This window comes from Xanthomonas cassavae CFBP 4642 (assembly GCF_000454545.1).
GTDB classification, from domain to species: Bacteria; Pseudomonadota; Gammaproteobacteria; order Xanthomonadales; family Xanthomonadaceae; genus Xanthomonas; species Xanthomonas cassavae.
Genome location: NZ_CM002139.1, coordinates 2,330,206 through 2,351,423, shown reverse-complemented (window position 1 = coordinate 2,351,423; position 21,218 = coordinate 2,330,206). Strand labels below are relative to the sequence as shown.

The 21,218-nt window shown below is 65.4% G+C and carries 11 protein-coding genes, 3 other RNA genes and 1 pseudogene; 13 read left to right on the top strand and 2 right to left on the bottom strand.

Features of this window, described 5'->3' with window-relative positions:
- Window positions 1-134: 134 nt before the first annotated feature.
- From XCSCFBP4642_RS0110475 to XCSCFBP4642_RS0110465, 4 genes are all read left to right on the top strand, one after another.
- Complete coding sequence (locus tag XCSCFBP4642_RS0110475; RefSeq protein WP_029219743.1) at window positions 135-2,399, top strand: methyl-accepting chemotaxis protein; 2,265 nt, start codon at window positions 135-137, stop codon at window positions 2,397-2,399.
- Between the two features lie 248 nt (window positions 2,400-2,647).
- Entirely contained in the window at window positions 2,648-3,181 is a 534-nt protein-coding gene (locus XCSCFBP4642_RS0110470; protein WP_029219742.1) for a hypothetical protein, read from the top strand.
- A 61-nt stretch (window positions 3,182-3,242) separates the two neighbouring features.
- Window positions 3,243-3,318, top strand: a non-coding RNA gene (locus XCSCFBP4642_RS26900) — sX9 sRNA.
- 303 nt (window positions 3,319-3,621) lie between these two features.
- A complete protein-coding gene (locus XCSCFBP4642_RS0110465; RefSeq protein ID WP_029219741.1) occupies window positions 3,622-5,796 on the top strand; it encodes a methyl-accepting chemotaxis protein in 2,175 nt (724 codons plus the stop codon).
- On the opposite strand, the gene XCSCFBP4642_RS26895 is transcribed toward XCSCFBP4642_RS0110465, so the two are convergent.
- A non-coding RNA gene (locus XCSCFBP4642_RS26895) (sX9 sRNA) lies at window positions 5,787-5,875 on the bottom strand. The genes XCSCFBP4642_RS0110465 and XCSCFBP4642_RS26895 overlap by 10 nt on opposite strands.
- 47 nt (window positions 5,876-5,922) lie before the next feature.
- Here XCSCFBP4642_RS26895 and XCSCFBP4642_RS30760 point away from each other — a divergent pair.
- From XCSCFBP4642_RS30760 to XCSCFBP4642_RS0110430, 8 genes and pseudogenes are all read left to right on the top strand, one after another.
- Entirely contained in the window at window positions 5,923-6,108 is a 186-nt protein-coding gene (locus XCSCFBP4642_RS30760) for a hypothetical protein (protein ID WP_029219740.1), read from the top strand.
- Between the two features lie 15 nt (window positions 6,109-6,123).
- A complete protein-coding gene (locus tag XCSCFBP4642_RS30755; protein ID WP_029219739.1) occupies window positions 6,124-6,342 on the top strand; it encodes a hypothetical protein in 219 nt (72 codons plus the stop codon).
- A gap of 72 nt (window positions 6,343-6,414) precedes the next feature.
- Window positions 6,415-7,191 (top strand): PDC sensor domain-containing protein, encoded by a 777-nt coding sequence (locus XCSCFBP4642_RS30750; RefSeq protein ID WP_029219738.1) that lies wholly within the window; start codon window positions 6,415-6,417, stop codon window positions 7,189-7,191.
- 470 nt (window positions 7,192-7,661) lie between these two features.
- Window positions 7,662-8,228 (top strand): CHASE3 domain-containing protein, encoded by a 567-nt coding sequence (locus XCSCFBP4642_RS30745; RefSeq protein ID WP_228325667.1) that lies wholly within the window; start codon window positions 7,662-7,664, stop codon window positions 8,226-8,228.
- A 59-nt stretch (window positions 8,229-8,287) separates the two neighbouring features.
- Window positions 8,288-9,910: pseudogene (locus XCSCFBP4642_RS24565) on the top strand (methyl-accepting chemotaxis protein); the annotation flags it as partial.
- A gap of 279 nt (window positions 9,911-10,189) precedes the next feature.
- Entirely contained in the window at window positions 10,190-12,439 is a 2,250-nt protein-coding gene (locus XCSCFBP4642_RS0110440; protein ID WP_029219737.1) for a methyl-accepting chemotaxis protein, read from the top strand.
- A gap of 108 nt (window positions 12,440-12,547) precedes the next feature.
- Window positions 12,548-15,019: a methyl-accepting chemotaxis protein gene (locus tag XCSCFBP4642_RS0110435; RefSeq protein WP_029219736.1), complete on the top strand. Its 2,472-nt coding sequence runs from the start codon at window positions 12,548-12,550 to the stop codon at window positions 15,017-15,019.
- A gap of 641 nt (window positions 15,020-15,660) precedes the next feature.
- Window positions 15,661-17,910, top strand: coding sequence for a methyl-accepting chemotaxis protein (locus XCSCFBP4642_RS0110430; RefSeq protein WP_029219735.1), 2,250 nt, complete (start codon window positions 15,661-15,663; stop codon window positions 17,908-17,910).
- A 4-nt stretch (window positions 17,911-17,914) separates the two neighbouring features.
- Here the strand turns inward: XCSCFBP4642_RS0110430 and XCSCFBP4642_RS26890 are convergent.
- Window positions 17,915-17,991, bottom strand: a non-coding RNA gene (locus tag XCSCFBP4642_RS26890) — sX9 sRNA.
- Between the two features lie 533 nt (window positions 17,992-18,524).
- Here XCSCFBP4642_RS26890 and XCSCFBP4642_RS0110420 point away from each other — a divergent pair.
- Complete coding sequence (locus tag XCSCFBP4642_RS0110420; protein WP_029219734.1) at window positions 18,525-21,197, top strand: methyl-accepting chemotaxis protein; 2,673 nt, start codon at window positions 18,525-18,527, stop codon at window positions 21,195-21,197.
- The last annotated feature ends 21 nt before the right edge of the window (window positions 21,198-21,218 follow it).

The following is a 21,218-nucleotide window of genomic DNA, read 5'->3' as shown; positions in this document are numbered from 1 at the left end:
AACCGGCCTGCTCTTCCTGGCAAGTGCGTGATGGCTCTTGCCGACCAATCACTCCACGCCAATCGTCCACCGCAGGTCAAATTGTGCAGTTGCTTGGACCTGCTCCGCCCTTCCACTTGAAAGGCCCGCACGCAATGAAAACCAAGAATCTTTCGATCTCTGCGCAATTGATCATCGGCTTCGGTGCCGTTGTCCTGGTGATGCTGGCCGTCGGCGGCACGAGCCTGAAAAATCAGGCCACCCTGCAGGACGCCGTCGCGATCAACGAACATACGTTCAAGGTGATTGCCACCGGCGATGCGATGCTGACCCAGGCGCTGAATATCGAAACCGGTGCGCGCGGCTACCTGCTGTCCGGAAAGCAGGAACACCTGCAGCCTTTCGAAAACGGCCAGAAGGGCTTCCAGAAGAACTTTGCCGATGCCAAGCAGCTGACCGCAGATAACCCGGTGCAGCAGGCGCGTCTGGACAAGCTGGAGGCCGCCTACACAAAACTGCTCGACACCGAGAAAGGCATCATCGCCATCCGCGAAAGTACCGACAACCGCGAGCGGATCGCCAGCGTCTTCAGCGAAGGCCGCGACCGCGCAGCGATGGGCGTGCTCCGCAGCGTCGTCGGCGATTTCAAGAACGAAGAAGAGCAACTGCTGACCAAGCATTCGCAGGCGCTGGAGGCGGCGCGTACGAAAAGCAAACTGTCGATCATGTTCGGCAGCCTGCTTGCCATCCTGGTCGCTGTCGGCATGGGCGTGATGATTCGCCGCCAATTGCTCAAGCGCATGGGCCAGGCGATGAGCGTGGCCGATGCCATCGCATCCGGCAAGCTGGACAACGCCATCGACACGCAGTCGCAAGACGAAACCGGCCGCCTGCTGATCAGCATGGACAAGATGCAGACCCAGCTGCAGGCGGTGCTGGCCGCGCAGGCGGAGATGGCCAAGCGTCACGACGCGGGCCAGATCAGCTACCGCATGGATGGCAGCGCCTTCCCGGGCGATTACGGCCGCATGGTCCGCGACAGTAACGCGCTGGTGGCGGCGCACCTGACCGTGCAGGACAGCCTGATGCGGATCATGGGCCGCTATGCGATCGGCGATTTCAGCGAAGACATGACCGCACTGCCGGGCGAAAAGGCTGCGCTCACCCAGACGATGGAAACCGTCAAGCAGAACCTGAGTGCGATCAACTGCGAGATCAACCAGCTGGCGAGCGCGGCCGCTGCCGGCGACTTCAGCCAGCGTGGCGATGCCGAACGCTTCCAGTACGACTTCCGCGGCATGGTCGAGAGCCTCAATCGCTTGATGGCGACGGCGCACGGCAACCTGGAATCGCTATCCACGCTGTTGCAGTCGATTGCCGCTGGCGACCTCACTGCGCGTATGCATGGCGACTTCCACGGCGTGTTCGCACGCATGCGCGACGATGCCAACGGAACGGCTACGCAGCTGGCCGACATCGTTGGCCGCATCCAGACCGCGGCAATCAGCATCAACGCCGCCTCCAGTGAAATCGCCGCCGGCAATCAGGATCTGTCGCAGCGCACCGAGCAGCAGGCCGCCAGCCTGGAAGAAACCGCCGCCTCGATGGAGGAGCTCACCTCCACCGTCAGGCAGAACGCCGAAAGCGCACGCCAGGCCAACCAGCTTGCCGCCAGCGCCGCCACCGTGGCCTCGCAGGGCGGCCACGTGGTCGGCCAGGTCGTGGACACCATGACCGGCATCGAAGCCTCGTCCAGAAAGATCGCCGACATCATCACCGTCATCGACGGCATCGCCTTCCAGACCAATATCCTGGCCTTGAACGCGGCGGTGGAAGCGGCACGCGCCGGCGAGCAGGGCCGCGGCTTTGCGGTCGTGGCCAGCGAGGTGCGCACACTGGCGCAGCGCTCGGCCAATGCCGCCAAGGAGATCAAGGGCCTGATCGACGATTCGGTCAGTCGTGTCGCCGAAGGCTCCGCGCTGGTCGACCAGGCAGGCCTGACGATGAAGGACATCGTCAGCTCGGTGCAGCGCGTGACCGACATCATGGGCGAGATCTCCGCGGCCTCGCAGGAACAGTCTGCCGGCATCGAACAGGTCAACCAGAGCGTGACGCAGATGGACGAGACCACCCAGCAGAACGCTGCGCTGGTGGAGGAGGCCACCGCTGCGGCGCGTGCCATGGAAGAACAAGCCGGGCAGCTTGCCGATGCGGTGTCGATCTTCAGGATCGAGACCAACGCAACGGCGCCGCGGTCCGCAGTCCGTGCCGCGCCGCAACGTCTGGCCAGCGTCAAGACCTCAGACCCAGCCCGCAGCCCGGCCTCGGCCGCGCACAGGCCCGCCCCGCGCGCCGTCGTGGTGGCCGCGCCGACGCTGGTGGCAGCAGCCGACAACGAGGCGAGCTGGCGCGAATTCTGAGCAGAGACCCCTCGCTGATCAAAGCGCAGCGACCGACCTGCGCAGTACGCCGCAGCAGCGCCCCGGGGCAGCCGGGGCGCTTTCCATCTTGCCCAGTGCATCCCCATCCGCGCGATGCCCTGCCTCACCACCGGGCGCTAGCCCCCGGCTATTGCCGCTGGTCGAAAAATGATCAAGCGCAAGCACATGCGGCCGATACAACCAGCACTGAGGGCCCCACTGCCCGCGCCAGGTTGAAGGAAGTCCGCATGCACATCGCCAATTCCATCCGCTCCGCTCGCCCGCTGCTGGCTGCCGTATTTGCCGTTGCCTTGCTGGCAGCCGGTGCCTCGATGCCGCCCTCGCTCGCGGCGCCGGCCGCGCCGGTATCGGTTCTGCTGGACAGCGTGCCGGTTACGGCACTGCAGTCGCTGGCCGTCGATCTGGTGCAGCTGCGCGAAGAGCAGCGTGCCCAGCTCGCCGCCTCGCATGACCCGGCACAGGTGCAGGCCTACGACGAACGCCTGGGCAACCTGCGTCAACGCATCGCCCGGCACGCCGGGTACTTCCAGGCCACCGCGCCGCGCGGCGAGCAGGCCCGCCAGTTCGCCGTAGTGCAACAGCAGCTTGGCCACTACCTGGCGCAGCACCGCCAGGCCAACCGCGCCCTGCATGCCGGCGATCTGCACGACGCCCAGGCCCTGTCGTTGGGCCATGCCGGCGATACCCGCCAGGTGCTGTGGACCGAACTGCAGAATCTGCAGGCCTCGGTGGCCAGCAACGGCAAGCCACCGCGTCACTAAGAGCGGCTATCAGAACTACTGCGCAGCCGTCAGGCGGGCGCGGTCGGTGCTCGGAATCCTCATGTACCACTCGTACACTCCGGTTCCTGCGCGCCGCCCACACCCACCTGACGACTGCTCGCTACGTTCTGTTAGCCCCTCTAAGCGCATTCCGGCCCGACCCACCCGGCCGCACTGCCACCACCGCAATCATCGCCAGCCCCACGCCGGCGCTCTGACGCATCGCTGCGCTGCCGCCAGTCGTGCGTGTGCCGCCGTGCGCGCTGGCCTTGCGTCAGCCAAGCCTGCGGCTCAGGTCGTGGTGGCACCAAGGCGCGGCGCCGTCTTCCGCAACCGGTGCGCGGCGCTAGCACACCTTGCGTCGCCCAATGCTCAACCTTTCTCTCTTCAGGTCGCTATTCGACTTATCCCGGTCACATTCCCTTTGCTGGATACCTGTCATGACGTTCAAGAGCTCGCTCGCAAAGACGTTGGCCAACGTGCCGCTCAAGCGCAAGTTTCTCGCCCAGACCGCGCTGATGGCGCTGGGCATCATCGCGCTGGCCATCGTTGCCGCACGCATGCAGTACGTTGATCTCACCGACACGCGGCGCGACGGCCTCAAGAGTCAGATCGAAATGGCGATCGCGGTGGTCAACGGCTACGCCGAGCGCGCCGAAAAAGGCGAGATGGACGTGGACGCCGCCAAGAAGGCCGCGTTGAACACCTTGTCCACCATGCGCGCGCGCGGTGGCGTGGACTACATCTACGTCACCGACCAGGCGCCGGTGATGCTGATGCATCCCACCCGCCCGGACCTCAACGGCAAGCCATTGACCGATGTGCTCAGCCCGGACGGCAAGCGCATCTTTCCGGCATTCGTGACCGCCGCGCAGGCCGGCGGCGGCTATGTCGATTACACCTGGGCCAAGCCGGGCCAGAAAGACCCGGTGCAGAAGACCTCGTACGCGGCGCTGTACAAGCCGTGGGGCTGGGTGATCGGTACCGGCGTGTACCTGGACGACACCCAGTCGCAGGCGCTGGCGTTCACCGGCATCGTGACCCTGGCCGGCGGCGTGCTGGTGCTGCTCAACCTGTTGGTCGGCTGGATGATCGGCAACTCGATCCTGGAGCCGGTGGCACGTGCGCTGGCAGCGATCAAGGGCGTGGCGCGCGGCGATCTGAGCGTGCGCACTGCCGCCCACGGCAACGATGAAATCGGCCAGATGCTCAAGGCCACCGACGACATGGTGCACACCCTGGAGCGCTTCTCGGCGCAGACCAAGGTAATGGTGCACATGCATGCCGGCGACGACGTCACCCACCGCATGCCGACCGATTTCCCGGGCGTGTACGGCGAGCTGGCCGGCGGCATCAACACCATGATCTTCGAGCACCTGGATGCCATCGTCGATGCCATCGGCATCCTCAACGACTATGCGCAGGGCGATCTGTCGCGCAATGCGGCGCGCCTGCCCGGCACCCGCGCAGTGCTGCACGAAGCGATGGACGCAGCCAAGGCCAGCCTGCTGGCGATCAACACCGAGATCAAGCGCCTGGCGCAGGCGGCCGCCGAAGGCGACTTCAGCCAGCGTGGCGATGCCACGCGCTTCAAGCACGATTCGGCGCGCATGATCAACGACCTCAACGCGATGATGGAGGTCAGCGACCGCAACCTGGGCAAGCTGTCCGGGCTGCTGGCCGCGCTGGCCGAAGGCGACCTCACCGCGCGCATGGAAGGCCAGTTCCACGGCGTGTTTGCGCGCATGCGCGACGATGCCAACGCCACCGCCACGCAGCTGGCCGGCATCGTCGGGCGCATCCAGCAGGCCGCCGGTTCCATCACCGGCTCGGCCAGCGAAATCGCCGCCGGCAACAACGATCTGTCGCAGCGCACCGAGCAACAGGCCGCCAACCTGGAAGAAACCGCCGCCTCGATGGAGGAACTTACCTCCACCGTCAAGCAGAACGCCGAAAGCGCGCGCCAGGCCAATCAGTTGGCGATCGGTGCAGCCAGCGTCGCATCGCAGGGCGGCCAGGTGGTCAGCCAGGTGGTGGACACCATGTCCGGCATCGAAACCTCGTCCAGGAAGATCGCCGAGATCATCTCCGTGATCGACGGCATCGCGTTCCAGACCAATATCCTGGCGCTCAATGCGGCAGTGGAGGCGGCACGCGCCGGCGAACAGGGTCGTGGCTTTGCGGTGGTCGCCAGCGAAGTGCGTACCCTCGCCCAGCGCTCGGCCGGCGCCGCCAAGGAGATCAAGCACCTGATCGACGATTCGGTCGGCAAGGTGGCGCAAGGCTCGGCACTGGTGGATCAGGCCGGCAAGACCATGGCCGAAATCGTGTCCTCGGTGAAGCGCGTCACCGACATCATGAGCGAGATTTCTGCCGCCTCGCAGGAGCAGTCGGCCGGCATCGAGCAGGTCAACCTCACCGTCACCCAGATGGATGAGAGCACCCAGCAGAACGCCGCATTGGTGGAAGAAGCCACCGCCGCAGCCAATGCGATGCAGCAGCAGGCACGCCAACTGGACGATGCGGTGTCGATCTTCCGGATCGAGGCCACGGCACAACCACACGCCACTGCGGGTACGCGCGCACCCAAGCGCGTGGCCCTGGCGGCTCACTGAGCACGGCACCCCAACCCCGCGAGCAGTCGTCAGCCGGGTGTGGGCGGTAGACGGGAACCGGAATGTACGAGCGGTACATGAAGGCTCCAAGCCCCGCCCGCGCCCGCCAGGAGGCTGCGCAGTAGCGTGATCCGCTGTTCCAAGCGCACCACCTTCGCTTCGGCGGAATCTTTCCTCCCATCTGCGGCCACGCCCCTGACCTCCGCTTCCACGCCCTCACGTTTCAGCGGACGCCTGGCGCACCGCCTGATGTTCGGTACTGCGGTCATCGCGTCGCTGTGCTTCGGCCTGACCGCAGCCATCACCTACTGACAGAGCAGCCGTGCCTTGAGCACCTCGGCGCAGGCCACGATGCACAATGCCGCGCGCTACCAGGCCGAGCAGATCGGCAGCGACCTCGGGCAGGCACTGACCACCGGTCAATCGCTGGCCACCACCTTGCTGGTGCAGCGTGCCAACTGTAGCCTCAGCCGCGATACTGCTGCGGCGATCGTGCATGACCAGCTGCTGGACCATCCGGAATGGGTGGGCATGGGCACCTTGTGAGAAACCCAGGCCTTCGATGGCAAGGACAGCGATTTCGCCAATGCCACCGGCCACGACGCCAGCGGCCGTTTCATGACCTATTGGGGACGCGACGGCCAGAAGCTGGTACGCAAATCGCTCACCGATTACGAAACCCCGGGCCTTGGCGACTGGAACCTCAAGCCGCGTGCGCTGCTGCGCCAGACCGTGGCCGAACCGTACGACTACAAGATCGGCGGCAAGACCGTGCTGATGACCACCCTGTCCACGCCGATCCTGCAGGACGGCAAATACCTGGGCGCGGTCACCGTGGACGTGGCGCTGGCCGCCTTGCAGCAGCGCCTGGGTGCCCTGCGCCCGATGCGCAGCGGTTATGTCGAACTGATCTCGCCCGCCAGCGTGGTGCTGTCCTCGCGCGATGGCGCACGCATCGGCAAGCCGGTGACCGACGCACGGCATCGCAGCATGCTGGAGGCGATCAAGGCCGGCAAGGACTCGGTGGATTTCAGTCCCGATGCCGACGGCAGCGTCAGTGCGTATGTGCCGTTGCAGATCGGCAAGGCACAGGAGCGCTTCGCGCTGGGCGTGGTGGTGCCGTGCGCCGCCATCATGCAGCAGGCGCACCGGCAGTCGGCCGGCATCGAACAGGTCAATCTCGCCGTCACGCAGATGGATGAGGCCACCCAGCAGAACGCGGCCCTGGTGGATGAAGCGACCGCGGCCGCATGCACGATGGAAGATCAGGCAAGCCAGCTGGCCCAGGCAGTGGCGCGCTTCACGCTGGCCGATGCGCCCCACGTCATTGCAAGGCGCAGCACCATGAACGTAGCGCCTGCAGCCGGCGGGCGTGCACTGGCCCCCACGCAATAATGCGCTCGACGCCCCACTGGTCGCGCTCGGTTATCGCGACCAGTGACGGGCGCATTGAGTCAAAACGCGTGGCCTTGCAGGAGCAGTGACAGAGGCTGCCGCAGCAAGCCGGCCGCCGGTAAATCAACAGTTTTTTTGCGGAAAATCCGAATATCGAGAGTGTGCGGCGGTCCGCTGTTCATCCTTGAAACATAAAGGATGGTCTGATCAACGCAGCCGGAAAACGAAACACGCCACATCCGCCGCGCTGAGGGCGCTCAACCCCCCGGTTTTTTGCCGTTTTCGGCATGTTTTCGGGGTATTGCCCNGTACTCCGCGTCGCCGAAGGTCAGTTGCATCGTCATCGTCCTGGTGCCTCTGTGCGATTGTCGCAGGATCAGGGGGAGTTGTTCAGAGTTTCCTAAAGTATCCAGGCCCAAGGCCGTTAGCGTGCAGGACAACATCGCGACGCGACACCCCTGGAGTATTTGATGAACAAGTTCAACGATTGGCCCATCCGCCGCAAACTGATGTTTGCGTTCTGCCTCAGTGCCGTGCTCACTGCCCTGCTTGGCGGGCTGGGCTTCTCGCGCATGAAGCAGATGCAGCAGCAGGCCGTGCTGATCAACGAAGAGGTGGTTCCGGTGCTGAGCCGGCTCTCGGAGTTGCGCGCGTTCGGCGGCGAATTCCGTATCTACGAATCGGGCCAGTTCGTCAATCTGCAGGACCAGGAACGCTACGACTACTTCCTGACCCGCATGGACGAGATCCAGGGCAAGTACGCGCAAACGCAGAAGGCGCTGGAAGCCAAGATCGCTGCCGGCTCGTCACTGAAGGCCGGCTACGACAAGCTCGCCAAGGAAAGCGCCAGTTACTTCGAAGCCAACAAGACCTTGCGCGCGCTCTACAAGGATCCCGACTACGCGGCCGCGGTGCGTGCGAACAAGCAATCCGGCACATCCGCAAGGTGCTGTTCCAGACCATCGACAAGATGTATGCCGAGCAATCCACCGCACTGGCCAACATGGTTGCGGCCAGCAGCGCCTCGTTCAAGATGACCAGTGCGGTGCTGTTGATCGGCACGCTGCTGATGGCGGCCCTGTCGGTCACCTTCGGCTGGTTGATCGCTCGCAGCATCACCACGCCGCTGTCCAAGGCGCTGGGCGCCATCCAGGCCGTCTCGCGTGGCGATCTCGGCGCGCAGATCGGCAAGACCAGCAAGGACGAAATCGGCCAGATGCTGCAGGCCACCGGCGACATGACCCAGCTGCTGCGTCGCTTCTCCGACGAGACCGCGCGCATGTCGCACCTGCACGCGGCCGAAGACATCACCCATCGCATGCCGGAGGATTTCCCCGGCGTGTACGGCAATCTGGCCGCCGGCATCAACACGATGATCTTCGAGCACCTGGATGCCATCGTCGATTCGGTCGCCATCCTCAACCAGTACGCCCAGGGCGACCTGACCCAGGATGCGCGCCGCCTGCCCGGCAGCCGCGCCGTGCTGCACGAAGCCATGGACGCGGCCAAGGCCAGCCTGCTGGCGATCAATACCGAGATCAAGCAGCTGGCGCAGGCCGCCGCTGCGGGCGACTTCAGCGCACGTGGCGATGCCGCACGCTTCAAGTACGACTTCGCAGTGATGGTGGCCGACCTGAATTCGATGATGGAAGTCAGCGACCGCAACCTGGGCAAGCTCTCGCAATTGCTGGGCGCCGTGGCCGATGGCGACCTGACCGCCCGCATGGACGGACACTTCCACGGCGTGTTCGCGCGTTTGCGTGACGATGCCAATGCCACCGTGCAGCGCCTGACCGACATCGTTGGCCGCATCAAGCATTCCACCCTGGCCATCAACACGGCCGCCGGCGAAATCGCCGCCGGCAACCAGGATCTGTCGCAGCGTACCGAGCAGCAGGCGGCCAACCTGGAAGAAACTGCCGCCTCGATGGAAGAGCTCACCTCCACCGTCAAGCAGAACGCCGAGCACGCACGCCAGGCCAACCAGCTCGCCATCGGCGCGGCCGGCGTGGCCTCGCATGGCGGCGCGGTGGTCGGCCAGGTGGTCACCACCATGTCCGGCATCGAAACCTCCTCCAAGAAGATCGCCGAGATCATCAGCGTCATCGACGGCATCGCCTTCCAGACCAACATCCTGGCCTTGAATGCGGCCGTGGAAGCGGCACGTGCCGGCGAGCAGGGCCGCGGCTTTGCCGTGGTGGCCTCGGAAGTGCGCACGCTGGCCCAGCGTTCGGCCGGTGCCGCCAAGGAGATCAAGGGCCTGATCGACGATTCGGTCAGCAAGGTGGCCGAAGGCTCGGCGCTGGTGAACCAGGCCGGCAGCACCATGAGCGAGATCGTCTCCTCGGTGCAACGCGTCACCGACATCATGAGCGAAATCTCTGCTGCCTCGCAGGAACAGTCGGCCGGCATCGAGCAGGTCAACCAGACCGTGACCCACATGGATGAAGCCACCCAGCAGAATGCGGCGTTGGTGGAAGAAGCTACTGCCGCGGCCCGCTCGATGGAAGACCAGGCACAGCAGCTCACCGAAGCGGTGGCGCTGTTCCGTCTGTCGGCCGAGCTGGAGTCGGTGACCGGCGCCACTCCGGTGGTGCGTCAGATCACGGCCAGCAAGCCTGTTGCGGCCAGCAAGGCGGCCAGGCCGGTCAGCCGGCCGGCGCCGCGTTCGGCCGTGGCCGCGGCGGTGTCCAACGAATCGGATTGGGCAGAGTTCTGAGCGCTCGCTGCAAACCGATGACTGGCTAACGACGAAGCCGCGCGATGCACCTCGCGCGGCTTCGTCGTTGCTGAAGGTGGCGCACGCCGCTGCAGTGCGGCGGGATTGCGTAAAAGCGAACCCGTCAATTTTCCGAACTGTGTCACGCTATGCGATTTTTGCAAAGAGGTATTCAAGAAGGCAGGCCAAGCGCCGCTAATTACGATAGTCGCATGGATCATGTCAAGCGCCGCGCGACCCATCGGAAGTCACCTACCTCACCCTGAGCGAAGGCCCGTCATGAATGCCCTACTGCAACGCTACAACGTCGGCCCGCGGCTTGCCGCTGCGTTTGCCGTCCTGATCGTCCTGTCTGCCGCAATCGCGGTCATCGGATACCGCGGCCTGTCCTCGGCGCGCGAGCTGGTGGACGCCATCGTGCACGAGAACATGGTCAAGATTCGCTTGTCCAACGACATGATCAATGCCAACTTCATTATCGCCATGCAGATACGCAATGTCGTGCTGCCTACTACCGACGAAGAAAACCGCACGTTCATTGCGCAGATTCAGTCTGCGCGCGCCGACTACAACAAAGCCCGCGAAGCGCTGTATGCAATGCCGCCCTCGGAGCAGGGCAAGGTGCTGCGCGGAGAAATCGACGCACGCCGTGCCGAGGTCAAGGTGTTGAACGACAAGGTGTTGGATCTGGTGATGACCGGCCACAGCGATGAAGCCCTGCCCTTGCTGCTCACCAAGGCCGCACCGGCCATGCAGGGCTGGCAGGACAAGATCGCCGAAAACATCGCGTTGCAGGACAAATTGGCAGCCGATGCATCGGCGGTCGCGCTGAAATCGATGAACGATTCGCGCAAGCTGCTGGTCGCCGGCACCGTGCTGGTGATCCTGCTGAGCACTGCGCTGGGCCTGCTGATCACGCGCAGCCTCACCCAGCCGCTCGGCCGCGCCACCCGCGCTGCAGAATCGATCGCCGGCGGCAAGCTGGATAACGATGTCGATACCCCGTTCAACGACGAAGCCGGCCGCCTGCTCAAGGCCATGCACAAGATGCAGTCGCAGTTGCGCAACCTGCTGGCCGCGCAGACCGACATGGCGCGTCGCCATGACGAAGGCCAGATCAGCTTCCGCATCGATGCCGATGCGTTCCCCGGCGACTATGGCCGCATGGCCAACGACACCAACAACCTGGTGGCCTCACATATCGCGGTGAAGATGAAGTTGGCGCAGATCATGGGACGCTATGCCATTGGCGATCTCAGCCAAGACATGGACAAGCTGCCCGGCGAAAAGGCCGTACTCACCGACACCATGGCGCAGGTCAAGCTCAACCTCGGCGCGATGAACACCGAGATCAAGCACCTGGCGCAGGCCGCTGCCAACGGCGACTTCAGTGCGCGCGGCGATGCCGAGCGCTTCCAGTACGACTTCCGGGTGATGGTGGAAAGCCTCAACACCTTGATGGCCACCGCCGATGGCAATCTGCAGTCGCTGTCGGGCCTGTTGCAGTCGATCGCGGCCGGCGACCTCACCGCACGCATGAGCGGCGAGTTCCGCGGCGTGTTCGCACAGATGCGCGACGATGCCAATGCCACCGCGACCCAGCTGGCCGACATCGTCACCGGCATCAAACAGTCGGCCGTGTCGATCAAGGGCGCCGCCAGCGAAATCGCCGCCGGCAATCAGGATCTGTCGCAGCGCACCGAGCAGCAGGCGGCCAATCTCGAAGAAACCGCCGCCTCGATGGAAGAGCTCACCTCCACCGTCAGGCAGAATGCCGAAAGCGCGCGTCAGGCAAATCAGCTGGCGATCGGCGCTGCCGGTGTGGCTTCGCAGGGCGGCGAGATCGTCAGCAAGGTGGTCGAGACCATGAGCGGTATCGAAGCCTCATCGAAGAAGATCGCCGACATCATCTCGGTCATCGACGGCATCGCCTTCCAGACCAACATCCTGGCCTTGAACGCGGCGGTGGAAGCGGCACGCGCCGGCGAGCAGGGCCGTGGCTTTGCGGTGGTGGCTTCCGAAGTGCGCACCCTGGCGCAGCGCTCCTCGGGCGCGGCCAAGGAGATCAAGGAACTCATCGACGACTCGGTGCAGCGCGTGGCCGATGGCTCGGTACTGGTGCACAGCGCCGGCAAGACCATGGGCGAGATCGTCTCCAGCGTGCAGCGCGTCACCGACATCATGGGCGAGATCTCCGCCGCCTCGCAGGAGCAGTCGGCCGGCATCGAACAGGTCAACCAGACCGTGACCCAGATGGACGAAACCACCCAGCAGAATGCAGCGCTGGTGGAAGAAGCCACTGCCGCAGCGCGGGCGCTGGAAGACCAGGCGGTTGGGCTGACCGAGGCGGTGGCGGTGTTCAAGACCGACGCCGGCCGTGTGCAGCCAGCGGTGCGCGTCGCCGCGCCGCAGCCGGCGGTGACGTCCGCGCTCAAGGCACAGGTGGCGGCAGCCGGCCGTACCGCCGCCTCCAGGCCACGCGCGGTGATTACTGCCTCCAGCAACGACACCAGCTGGCAGGAGTTCTGAGCCAAGCAGGCACAACAAGCTGAATGGAGCCGGTCGGCAGCGATGCCGACCGGCTCAAGGCATAACAGATACCGGCCGATAGTCCGCGTACGCCCATGAGACGCTACGATGACCCTTTCGCCCGTGCTGCCGCCGCATTCTGCTCCGTCCGCCCCGCGCCGCTGGACCCGCCGCTGGGACAACCTGGGCATTGCCAGGAAACTCGGTGCGATCGGCGTGCTTGCACTGGTCGGGCTGGTCGTTCCGGTGCTGCTGTACCGCGGCAAGCTCAATGAGAGCGTGGCCATCAGCAGCAACGAGTTGCGCAGCTATGCGCCGCTCGGGCAAATGCTGGGCCTGATCGCCGACCTGCACGCGGCCCATGTCGACAGCGGCAGCGCCGCCAGCGCAGCGGCCCAGCGTGCAGAACGCGATCTGCAGCAGCTGCTTGCCGCCACCGCCACCCTGCCCGGCTTCGAACGCAGCCAGAAACAACTGCTCGCGTTGCAGCAGCGCCACGTAGCCGGTGCCAGTGCCAAGGACCACGCCGGTGTGAGCGAACAGGCATTCGCCGCGCTCGATGCACTGCGCGACGACAGCCAGTTGGTCTATACGCCCTATATCGAAAGCTACCACCTGGTGGTGGCCACGCTGATCTACAGCCCCGACGCCACCGAGTCGCTGACCCGCCTGGATGCCGCCAACGACCCATCGCAGGCCGGCGACAGCCGCGCCACGCTGCGCGAGCAGCTCAGTCAACTGCAGCGCAACCACGTGCGCTTCCGGCATGAGCTGGACAAGGCCATGGGCCTGCTCGAACAGCCCGACCCCGCGCTGGCCGAGGCGGCCGCCACCGAATCCACGCGCGCAAATGCGGCACTGGCCGCGCTTGGCACCGCCCTGGAAGGCAGCGATGCGCAGGCCGATACGCAGTGGAACGCCGCGCTCGACACGCTGGGCCAGGCCATGCAGGACCTCAGCCGCATATCGCTGCAGGCCTTGCAGCGCCAGTCCGAACGGCACCTGGTGGCTGCACGCAACGCCGTCTGGCAGGCCATCGCCGGGCTGTCGCTGCTGGCAGTGCTGATTGCCGCATTGTGCTGGTACACCCTGTCCAGGCTCACCCGCAATGTGCGGCGTGCCGCCGCGGTGGCCGCCAACATCGCGCAAGGCGCGCTGGACGACCACATTCTTCCGCCTTGCCGCGATGAAACCGGCCAGCTGCTGGACAACATGCACCAGATGCAGGAGCAGTTGCAGCGCGTGCTGGCGGCACAGAGCGAGATGGCGCAGCGCCACGACGCCGGCCAGATCAGTTTCCGCATGCAGGCCGAGAGTTTCCCTGGCGCCTACGCGAGGATGGTGCGCGACACCAATGCCCTGGTTGGCTCGCATATCGCGGTGAAGATGCAGCTGGCGCAGATCATGTCGCGCTATGCCATCGGCGACCTGAGCCAGGAAATGGAACGCCTGCCCGGCGAAAAGGCCGTGCTCAGCGACACCATGGACACCGTCAAGGCCAATCTGTCGGCGATGAACAGCGAGATCAAACTGCTCGCACAGGCCGCGGCCAACGGCGACTTCAGCGTGCGTGGCGATGCGCAGCGCTTCCAGTACGATTTCCGCGCGATGGTGGACAGCCTCAACCACCTGATGTCCACCGCCGATGCCAACCTGCACGCACTGTCCACGGTGTTGCAGGCGATTGCCGCGGGCGATCTCACCACCCGCATGCAGGGCAAGTTCCATGGCGTGTTTGCACGCATGCGCGACGACGCCAACGCCACGGTGGCGCAGCTGGCCGATATTGTCGGGCGCATCCAGCAGGCCACCGATGCCATCAACGATGCGGCCAGCGAAATTGCTGCCGGCAACCAGGATCTGTCGCAACGCACCGAACAGCAGGCAGCCAACCTGGAAGAAACCGCCGCCTCGATGGAAGAGCTCACCTCCACCGTGCGCAACAATGCCAACCATGCCCGCCGCGCCAACCAGCTGGTGGTGGGCGCCGCCAGCGTAGCCTCGCAGGGCGGCGAAGTGGTGGGCCAGGTGGTCGGCACCATGGCCGGCATCCAGGCCGCGTCGCGCAAGATCGCCGACATCATCGGCGTGATCGACGGTATCGCCTTCCAGACCAATATCCTGGCCTTGAATGCGGCGGTGGAAGCGGCGCGTGCCGGTGAGCAGGGGCGCGGCTTTGCGGTGGTGGCATCGGAAGTGCGCACCCTCGCCCAGCGCTCGGCCGGTGCGGCCAAGGAAATCAAGCACCTGATCGACGACTCGGTCAGCCGGGTCGAACACGGCAACCAGCTGGTCGGCCAGGCCGGCCGCACCATGCAGGACATCGTCGATTCAGTAAAAAACGTCACCACCATCATGCAGGAGATCAGCGAGGCCTCGCAGCAGCAATCGCAAGGCATCGAGCAGGTGGGTCAGACCGTGGCGCAGATGGACCAGGCCACCCAGCAGAATGCCGCCTTGGTGGAAGAAGCCACCGCTGCAGCGCGTGCGATGGAAGAACAGGCGCAGCAACTGCGCGATGCGGTCTCGGTCTTCCAGCTGCAGCCCGCGGCACCGGCCCGTTTCGGCCAGGCCGCCTGATCGCCAGAGCGTCTTGAATGCATCCGTCTGCGGCGCAGCCCGCAGGCGGACAACGGCGCAGCCGCTGCGACACTGCAATGGCGCGCATCGCCCATTGCCAAGCTGACCGCGCTGCTTGCGCTGCCGCCACGCCACGCATTGCGGCATGCCTGCATGTGACATGCGGCACGAGAGCCTGCAACACCGATCCCGCGCCATGTCCGATCCTGGCGCCGCGATTGCCATGCCAATCACACCAATCGCCCATCGCGGGTGCTCCGGCGGATTCGCAACACTCTCGTGTTCGGTCGCCATGCACACGCAGCCGTCACGCCTTGGTACGTGATCGACCAGTGAAGCCCACGCGTCGTGGCGAATCGCTGATGGTGCTCCTACAAGACACTTCCAGGCGCCTGTGCACATCCGCGTCACCTCGGTGACGGCCGCCCATACGCGGCCCGGCAGTGGCGTTCAGTGGTCAACGGCAGCGCCGTTACCGACCACAAGCATGCAGACCTGCCCTGCAATCACGCCCCGCACGACCAACGGTCGGTGGACGCGATGGATCGGCCGGATGCCTGCCTGCACGGCCCGCTCGACGTAGGGACTACGCGACGCACCGCTGCCCCCCCCCCTTTACGCCCATCGCTTTCGAGACCAACATGATCGCTCTTCTACAACGGTACAACGTCGGCAAGCGGCTGACCTTCGCCTTCGGCACGCTGATCCTGCTGTCCTGCGGGCTGGTTGCCGCCGGCCTGTACACCGTGGCCCAGGCGCGCGAGCGCATCGACACCGTGGTCAATCGCAACATCGCGATCATGCAGCACCTGGAGGACATGACCAATGCCAGCTCCGTGGTTGCCGTGCAGTTGCGCAACATCGTGCTGCCCACCTCACAGCAAGACAATCTGCGCTTTGCCGGCATCATCAAGGACAAGCTCGCGGCCTACGAAGACACCCGGCGCACCCTGTACGTGTTTTCGGCATCGCCGGAAGCCGCCGCGCTGCGGCAGAAGATCGACCAGGCCAGCGAAACCGCCGGCAAGCTCAACGCGCAGGTCGCCGATCTTGGCGTGAACGCCAGGCCCGACGAAGCGCTGGCGCTGCTGTTGCAAAAAGCCGCGCCGGCCACCGAACAATGGCAGAACGCCCTGGCCGACTATTCGGCATTGCAGCGCCGGCGTGCCACCGAAGCCTATGAAGCCGCCACCGCGGCCATAGCGCGCGGCCGTGCCATGCTGATCGGCGGCGGTCTGGCGGTGGTGCTGATCAGCGCCCTGCTGGGCTGGGCCATCACCCGCAGCCTGGTGCGTCCACTGACCCAGGCGACCCGCGCCGCCGAAGCCATCGCCAACGGCCATCTCGACAACGACGTGCGCACCCGGGCCAACGACGAAACCGGCCGCCTGTTGCAGGCCATGGACAAGATGCAGGACCAGGTCCGCACGCTCATCAGCGCGCAGCTGGACATGGCCAGGCGCCATGACGAAGGCCAGATCAGTTTCCGCATGGACGCCAGCGTGTTTCCCGGCGATTTCGGCCGCATGGCGCGCGACACCAACGAACTGGTGGCCGCCCACATCAAGGTCAAGATGCAGACCATCCATCTGGTGGAACGCTACGCCATCGGCGACCTGAGCGAAGACATGGCGCAACTGCCTGGCGAGAAGGCCGCGATCACCACCGCGATGCATCAGGTCAAGCACAACCTGTCCACGATGAATCGCGAAATCAAGCATCTGGCGCAGGCGGCGGCCAATGGCGATTTCACCGCACGCGGCAACGCCGAGCAGTTCCAGTACGACTTCCGCCTCATGGTCGAAAGCCTCAACCACCTGATGGCCACCGCCGACGGCAATCTCGCCTCGCTTTCCAGCCTGTTGCAGTCGATAGCCGCCGGCGACCTCACCGCGCGCATGAGCGGCCAGTATCAGGGCGTGTTTGCGCAGATGCGCGACGACGCCAACGCCACCGCAGAGCAGCTGGCCAGCATCGTCGGCCGCATCCAGCAGGCTGCCGATGCGATCGGCCTGGCGTCGGGCGAGATCGCCTCCGGCAACCAGGACCTGTCGCAGCGTACCGAGCAGCAGGCCGCCAACCTGGAAGAAACCGCCGCTTCCATGGAGGAGCTCACCTCCACGGTCAGGCAGAACGCAGACCACGCCAGCCAGGCCAACCAGCTCGCCATCGGCGCCGCGGCAGTGGCCTCGCAAGGTGGCAACGTGGTGGCCGATGTGGTCACCACCATGTCCGACATCCAGGCCTCGTCGAAAAAGATCGCCGAGATCATCTCCGTCATCGACGGCATCGCCTTCCAGACCAATATCCTGGCACTGAATGCGGCCGTGGAAGCGGCACGTGCCGGTGAACAGGGCCGCGGGTTTGCCGTGGTGGCGTCGGAAGTGCGTACGCTGGCACAGCGCTCGGCCGGCGCCGCCAAGGAAATCAAGCACCTCATCGACGATTCGGTGGACAAGGTCGCGCAAGGCGCAACCCTGGTCGATCAGGCCGGCACCACCATGGCCGAGATCGTCGCCAGTGTGCAGCGCGTGACCGACATCATGGGCGAGATCTCCTCCGCATCGCAGGAGCAGTACGCCGGTATCGAACAGGTCAACCAGACCGTCACCCAGATGGACGAGACCACCCAGCAGAACGCCGCACTGGTGGAAGAAGCCACCGCCGCTGCCCGCGCGATGGAAGACCAGGCGCAGCAACTCACTGCCGCGGTGGCGGTGTTCAAGGTCGACACGCAGGTACCGGTGGCGCGCCAGCTTGCTGCCATCGCCAATGCACCCGGCCATGCGCGCAAGACACCGCGCGCCTTCGCCATGCCGGCAAGCGCAACTCGCTCACTGGCGGGTGCGTCCGTACCGGCCACCGATGCAGCCGATTGGCAGGAGTTCTAAGAGCGGCTCACGGGACGTAGCAAGCAATCGTCAGGTGGGTGTGAGCGGCGCACTCGGAACCGGAACGTACGAGGGGTACATGCCGGATCGGGCGCCGGCCGCGTCCACCTGACGACTGCGCAGTAGTCCTGTCTCCCGCTCCAAGTCGCGTCCGTGCCTACCAGCTCTGCCCACGGTGAACGGACCGTGGGCATCGATCACGGTGCCCTGTTTGCCTGCCTGCGTTGCACAGGGCATGAACTAGCCGCTGCGCGCAATGTCGCAGCGCACGGACCACACGCTTATCAGCGCCGCCATGCGCAGGTCTTCGATCCGCACTCGGTTGATTTCTCAGCTGCTTCCCTTGAGCGAGGGACGCGGCTTTTTTATTGCTTCCTTGCCGATCTGACGACTGGTGCGAGGTCACGGCTACACCAGCTGCCCGCGCCACTTTCACATCGAATTTACAAATTATGGCCGAGACATCCGCTCCTAAAAAGCTTTCACCACCCCGAAGCTGAACACATCGCACGTTTTCATGCAGATTTCAGCATAACGGATCAATTTGGAGCATAGGCGGCCGCTAACGCATTCACGCATCCGTAACGCCCTCCCCCGGGCAAGGTCGATCCCTCATGCATCTCTTCAACCGACTGTCTGTCGGCACTCGGCTGTCCGCACTTCTGACCCTGATCATCGCGATCTCGCTGGGCCTGCTGGCCCTGACCATCTACCGGCAATCGGCCGGAGACATCGCATCGCAGGTCAAGGCCGAACTGCGCTCGAGCACACGACTGATGCAGCAATCGGTGGCGATGTACGACGTCACCCTGACCGAAGGCACCGAGCGTCTGGGCAGCGTCTTCGACGACATGCTGCCGCGCGGCGCACGCGAACTGGACACCACCGACACCGTCACCATCGGCGAGCAGGCCACGCCGTCGTTGCGCGTCGGCGATCAGGCACTGAATCTGAACTTCGACGCGGTGGATCGCTTTGCGCAGGCCACCGGCGGCGTGGCGACCATCTTCGTGCGCACCGGCGACGACTTCGTGCGCATCACCACCTCGCTGCGCAACAAGCAGAACGAGCGCGTGATCGGCACCCTGCTCGAACGCAAGGGCAAGGCCTATGCCGCGCTGTCCGAAGGCAAGCCCTTCACCGGCCAGGCGCAGTTGTTCGGCGAGCAGTACATGACCTACTACGCGCCGCTGCGCAACGCTGCCGGCGAAGTGATCGGCGCGCTGTTCGTCGGTCGCAATTACACCCAGGGCCTGGCTGCGCTCAAGGCACAGGTCAGCACCACCAAGCTGGGCCAGGACGGCTACTTCGTCATCGTCGACATGGCACCAGGCGAGCGCCAGGGCCAGGTCGTCGCCGCGCCGCCGGGCACCCCGGCAACCCTGTCGGCGCTGGTAGCGGCCGACCAGCAGGCCACGCTGCAGGCCGTGCTGGACGGCAAGCAGCCCAGCGCCAACCTGCAGCTGCGTGATGCCAAGGGCAATAGCCTGGCGTTCGAAGTCACCGCCCAGCGCTATGCGCCGTGGCAGTGGGCGGTGGTCGGCACCCAGCCGCGCAGCGCCATCGACGGCCCGCTGGACGAGCTGATGGGCAGCATGCTGCTGTTCTCGCTGGTGGTGCTGGCGCTGTGCATCGCGGTGGTGTTCGTCGCTGCGCGCATGATGGTCACCCGTCCGTTGCTGGCCGTGGAACGCGTGCTTGGCGATGTGGCTGCCGGCCGCCTGGACAACCCGATCGAGATCGACCGCCACGACGAACTGGGCCGCCTGCTGCGCAACGCCCGCACCATGCGCGACGACCTGCGCGCGCGCCTGGAGCGCGATCACCTGATCGCCAGCGAAGCGCTGCGCGTGCGCACCGCGCTCGACGATGTCAGCACCAACGTGATGATCGCCGATGCCGATCGCCGCATCATCTACGTCAACCGCCCGCTGCAGCGCATGCTCAAGAGCGTGCAGGACGAGCTGCGCCGCGACCTTCCGCATTTCGATGCCGATGCGCTGATCGACGCCAGCATCGACCAGTTCCACCGCAAGCCCGAACACCAGGCGCGCATGCTCGACCAACTCACCGGTACCCACACCGCACAGATCCACGTCGGTGGCCGCACCATGCGGCTGGTGGTCAGCCCGGTGATCGGCGCGGCCGGCGAACGCATGGGCTTCGTGGTCGAGTGGACCGACCGTACCCAGGAAGTACAGGTGGAACAGGAAGTCGCGCGCATCGTGCAGGCTGCCGCCGCCGGCGACCTGAGCGAACGGGTCGGCCTCGACGGCAAGCAGGGCTTCCCGCTGCTGCTCGCCCAGCAACTGAACGCCTTGCTGGACAACAATGCCGACGGCCTGTCGCGCGTGTCGGCACTGCTGTCCTCGCTGTCGCAAGGCGATCTCACCGCGCGCATGGACGGCGACCTGCAGGGCGTGTTTGCCAGCATCCGCGACGACGCCAACGCCACTGCCGACCAGCTGGCCGGCATCGTGCGCCGGATCAAGGATTCCTCGCTGGCGATCAATTCGGCCGCCACCGAAATCGCCACCGGCAACGGCGACCTGTCGCGCCGCACCGAGCAACAGGCCGCCGCGCTGGAAGAAACCGCCGCCTCGATGGAAGAGCTCACCGCCACCGTCAAGCAGAATGCCGACAACGCCGACCAGGCCAACCGCCTGGTGCTCGACGCCGCCGGTGTCGCCGCCCAGGGCGGCGATGTGGTCGGCCGCGTGGTCACTACCATGGCCGACATCGACACCTCGTCCAAGAAGATCGCCGAGATCATCTCCGTCATCGACGGCATCGCCTTCCAGACCAACATCCTGGCGTTGAACGCCGCGGTGGAAGCGGCGCGTGCCGGCGAGCAAGGCCGCGGCTTTGCCGTGGTGGCCAGCGAAGTGCGCACCCTCGCCCAGCGCTCGGCCGGTGCCGCCAAGGAGATCAAGCACCTCATCGAAGACTCGGTCGCACGTATCGGCAATGGCGCCGCGCTGGCCTCCGAAGCCGGCAGCACCATGCAGCAGGTGGTCAGCTCGGTGCAGCGTGTCACCGACATCATGGGCGAGATCACCAGCGCCTCGCGCGAGCAGGCCGCCGGCATCACCCAGGTCAACCAGACCGTGACCCAGATGGACGAAAGCACCCAGCAGAACGCGGCGCTGGTGGAAGAAGCCACTGCCGCCGCACGCGCGATGGAAGACCAGGCCGCACAGCTGGTCGATGCGGTGGCGGTGTTCCGCCTCGAACAGCAAGACCGCCTGAGCACCTTGCTGGCCAACGCACGTCACGCCTATCCCTGAGACGGCACAACCGCGATTGCT

Bases quoted from the DNA above. Each gene is read 5' to 3' on its own strand.
- XCSCFBP4642_RS0110470 (WP_029219742.1), top strand. From the start codon at position 2,648: ATGCACATCGCCAATTCCATCCGCTCCGCTCGCCCGCTGCTGGCTGCC.
- XCSCFBP4642_RS0110475 (WP_029219743.1), top strand. From the start codon at position 135: ATGAAAACCAAGAATCTTTCGATCTCTGCGCAATTGATCATCGGCTTC.
- XCSCFBP4642_RS0110435 (WP_029219736.1), top strand. From the start codon at position 12,548: ATGACCCTTTCGCCCGTGCTGCCGCCGCATTCTGCTCCGTCCGCCCCG.
- XCSCFBP4642_RS30750 (WP_029219738.1), top strand. From the start codon at position 6,415: ATGACCTATTGGGGACGCGACGGCCAGAAGCTGGTACGCAAATCGCTC.
- XCSCFBP4642_RS0110430 (WP_029219735.1), top strand. From the start codon at position 15,661: ATGATCGCTCTTCTACAACGGTACAACGTCGGCAAGCGGCTGACCTTC.
- XCSCFBP4642_RS0110465 (WP_029219741.1), top strand. From the start codon at position 3,622: ATGACGTTCAAGAGCTCGCTCGCAAAGACGTTGGCCAACGTGCCGCTC.
- XCSCFBP4642_RS0110440 (WP_029219737.1), top strand. From the start codon at position 10,190: ATGAATGCCCTACTGCAACGCTACAACGTCGGCCCGCGGCTTGCCGCT.
- XCSCFBP4642_RS0110420 (WP_029219734.1), top strand. From the start codon at position 18,525: ATGCATCTCTTCAACCGACTGTCTGTCGGCACTCGGCTGTCCGCACTT.
- XCSCFBP4642_RS30745 (WP_228325667.1), top strand. From the start codon at position 7,662: ATGAACAAGTTCAACGATTGGCCCATCCGCCGCAAACTGATGTTTGCG.